At 42.2% G+C, this 3,966-nt stretch carries 2 protein-coding genes; one reads left to right on the forward strand and one right to left on the reverse strand.

The features are described 5' to 3' along the window. Window positions 1-413: 413 nt before the first annotated feature. Window positions 414-1,685, reverse strand: coding sequence for a carbohydrate porin (locus BM739_RS19655; protein WP_083698241.1), 1,272 nt, complete (start codon window positions 1,683-1,685; stop codon window positions 414-416). Window positions 1,686-1,898: 213 nt separating this feature from the next. Here BM739_RS19655 and BM739_RS19660 point away from each other — a divergent pair, with 213 nt between their 5' ends. Next, window positions 1,899-3,125: a dipeptidase gene (locus BM739_RS19660; RefSeq protein ID WP_076543303.1), complete on the forward strand. Its 1,227-nt coding sequence runs from the start codon at window positions 1,899-1,901 to the stop codon at window positions 3,123-3,125. Window positions 3,126-3,966: the final 841 nt, after the last annotated feature.

Here is a 3,966-nt window from a genome sequence, read left to right on the forward strand (position 1 = left end):
TTCCAACTCTCATTGCCATTTTGGCCACAGCGTACAAACCACTTCCGCTGCTTCTCGTATAACGCACCTTACATGGATTCACTTACGTTCATCATACTGACACCCTAGCACTTACCCGATTGTGGTTATCAGGAAGAACGTCCTCTCACGATTCAGTTCCCACTCAGCTATAAAACCGAACTTTGTTACATTATCAGACTCGCTGCTTTATTCAGAGTCTTAGGGTCATCCGGTGATACAGATGGTTCACTCTTATCGCGGTAAACAGCGCTTCATACGACCTCAGGTCGCACGGACAGAAGCAAGTTAGTGTGAAGAGCTAAATTTAGAACATCGGATTAAAAAACTATGGTGATAAAACCTTCAAATAACTTCCACAGGAATATTAGCCTGTTTTAGGTATCTTATAAGTATCAAATATAAAGTCTTGCTCTAATACCAAATACCCAAGCATTATTTTTATTGGAAAATGCAGGATCTTTTATGTATTGAATATCCGGCGTGAATTCAAAGAGATCACCAAAACGCATGTTGTAATAAAGCTCTGTTGCAAATTGATGTTCTCCGGCGCTAAGCAAACTTTGTAAGGTTTCGCTGTTAGATTCAGCCCAGTTAATGGCAAAGCCTAAATTGTTATTGGTTTGCCCTAAACCAAAATAGCCAAAACCTATCGATAGAGATTTATCGTAAAGCGCAACATCACCCTTTGATATTCCACCACGTACAAATGTCATGACTTGTGGTGTGACAAATTGGCTCCAAGAAAAATTAATGCCTTGGCCTGACTCACCGCCGATAACGCTCCCATCTTCAAGAACGGTGGATGACAGACTGTGTCTTGAACCTGCATCCATGTGCCATAACGTAACGTGAATGTTGTCGGTAAAAATTTGCTCTTGTGATGCAGTCCAGCCTAATTCAAGGGTGGTAAATAGCGTCGTATCATTGAACAGCGTTTCAAAGCCTTCAAAAATATCATCTGACTTGCCTTTAGCATCAGCAACACCAGCAACTAAATAGAAATTATCTCCCAACATGTGCCCTGCAGATAAAGCTAAAATACCATCATCAGGCAGCCCCATTGTTCCGGCACCTGTAGAGAAAGCGAGGTTAGTAAAACCAGACCAAGGACTGGCTAATGCATACACGTCCACATAGTTAGTGACATCTTGCCAACCGACAATAATAGTCCCTTTTCCAGCATTAATTTTTTGCTTCCAGTTTAAGTCGGTGACGCGAAAGCCTTGATCGCTAAAAGCAGGCGCAATCATTCCCACATAACCAATTTGACTTTCACCAAGCCAGGCAAATTCCTTTGGCGGGGTATCTGTATATGAATGCCGTTGCTCCACCTTCCAGACAAGGCTACCTGCATTGTCGGTTTCTTTTCCCCAAAGAGTCCACGTACCATAAACCCTTGCAACGCCTGAAGCCGCATTGACTGAATCGTTGTTGGTACTATTTGGTGATTGCAAAGCTAAAGAAAAATAATCTGCACCAAATTTAAAACCATCAGCAGCCAGAGATTCTCGCCAATCTAGCTGCTCCTCTTTTTGATTAGCAATGGTATTTTCAACTGAGTCAGGGCTTTCAAAATTTGCAGCAACAGCGTGAGAGCTGACGAATAAAGAGATTACGCCTAAACAGAGAAGTAACGAATTCGATGTTTGGTAAATTTGCTTCATTAACTTGGCTTCCCTTCGCTGATATTAATATTTTGGAGCGACAACAATTGGTATCTAGTGGTTTTTAAAGGTTGTTATGACAGCTTAACACCACCAGCAACACATAATAACAACCATTGTATCTTTGCATTATAAGAATGTATATTGTTGAGTCTATTGGTAATAAATACAGCTAAAACTGCGATTTAGTTTTCATTTTATAAAGGATTTTTTATGCGTAAACTATTGCTTGCAACAGTCATAGCGTCACTGTCAATGACGGCCACTGCATCCGTTGAAACTAAGGACTGGTATGAGTATGCCTCTGATGAGGCAAAACAGTATGTTAAAGACCACATCGTATTGGACTTCTATGCCTCACCAAGTGGCACAGGATTCACTGAAGACTCAGAAGTTGCCCACTATATCGACTTAGCGCATGAGCGTGGAATTACAGGTGCCTCTGTTACCATTGGTGCACCGCATACACCCAATATGGAAGCTTTTAAAGCTGAGCATGCTAAGTGGAGTAAAGCTTCGGCTGCGTCTAAAACCCCAATTCGTTATGTAAAAAATGTGGAAGACTTTAAGCTTGCACATGATAACGGTGAGTATGCTGTTATGTGGGCAAGTCAAACGACGATGCCACTTGATGGTGATGTAAAAAATGTCGCTGTAATGGCTGAGTATGGTGTTAGAACCATGCAGCTTACATACAATGAAACTGAGCTAACAGGTTCAGGGGTGATCTCAATGATTAATGGAGATACCAGTGGCTTGACTAAGTTCGGTGAGCAAGTGATTGATGAAATGGTTAAACATGGCATTACGGTCGATTTGTCCCACACTTCCCATCACACAACCAAAGGCATTACTGATTACATGAAAAAACACCATAGCGGTGTCCCTGCCATCTATTCACATTCGCCAATTGCTTCGACCTATGATTGTGAGCCCCATGAAACCATTAAAGAAACTCAGCAGCGCATGTCGAAGAATAATCTTGATAAAAGCCATCCAGATTACCGACTTGCAGCATGTTATCGGTTACTGTCAGATGAACAAGCTAAAACCGTTGCTGATATGGGCGGCGTGATAGCAGTTACTGCCACAGAATGGATGCTAGATGGAGTTTGGCCTGAAGATATTTCACCACAGCAATTTGCAGAAATGATTGATGGTGCAGTAAAAGTCGTTGGTGTTGATCATGTCGGTATTGCAACTGATGACATGATGACCACAGCTAAAGTAGTACCTTTTACCATTGCTAATCCAGATAAATATGCAGATAACGGCTACATGGTTGATGCTTTTAATAAAGGGTCTACAGGCTGCGCTGAGCTATCAAAACATATCGCAGGTGTTGTTGATCATCTATGGAAAATAGGTTATTCAAATGACGATATCGCTAAGTTATTTGGTGGGAACCTAATGCGGGTTTATGTAAAAACTTGGAAGTAACACGGCTAGTTTAGTCGGCTATAAATGATGCTCACAGCGATTCGTTTGTGGGCATTTTTTATAGCTTGAGTCGGCCTCGACATTAACTCAGTAACACTGAGTACATCAATGTTTAGGAATGATATCTTTAAGTATGCTATGGGAAGTTTCTTCACAAGGTAATGGCATACTGAGTTAGACAATTAGACCGGAACATACGCATAGAATAAGACATAGCAAGAGAAGAACAACTCGACGTAGTCACGCTGGAGGCGTAACTCATTTTGGGGCGTGCGACGTGAAGTCGTATGAAGCGCTGTTCACCGCTTAACGAGTGAACCATCTGTATCACCAGATGAACCTAGGGCTCTGAATAAAGTAGCGAGCCTGACAATGTAACGAAGATTGGTCATGGACTAATCGGGATCTAAATCGTGAGAGAACGATCCTCCTGATAACCATAAATTGGGTAAGTGCTAGGTCGTCAGTATGATGAACGTAAGTGAATCCACGTAAGGTGCGTTATGTGATGAAACAGCGAAAGTGGTTAATACGCTGTAGCCAAAAAAGGCATGAGAGTCGGAAAGAGATTGCCCCATGCTCTTTCGTGATCATTGAACTCTTCGCACTATAGTGGGCATCTAACCTGACATTGCGCGACATACGGAACACGGTAAGCCTGTATCACTCCCTTTGGGAAAGCCAACATGGCCGATAGTGATGCTGGTATAGGAGGTTGGAAAAAGCAAAAGCTGCATTGTAACGATGCAGATACAGACTGGTGTCTGATCACGAAAGTGAGCCCACTTCCGACTGGTCTCCCGTTGCAAGATAATTTGAAGAACTTTATTCAAGGAGAAAC

It is taken from the genome of Shewanella sp. UCD-KL21, from assembly GCF_001957135.1.
Taxonomy (GTDB): Bacteria; Pseudomonadota; Gammaproteobacteria; order Enterobacterales; family Shewanellaceae; genus Shewanella.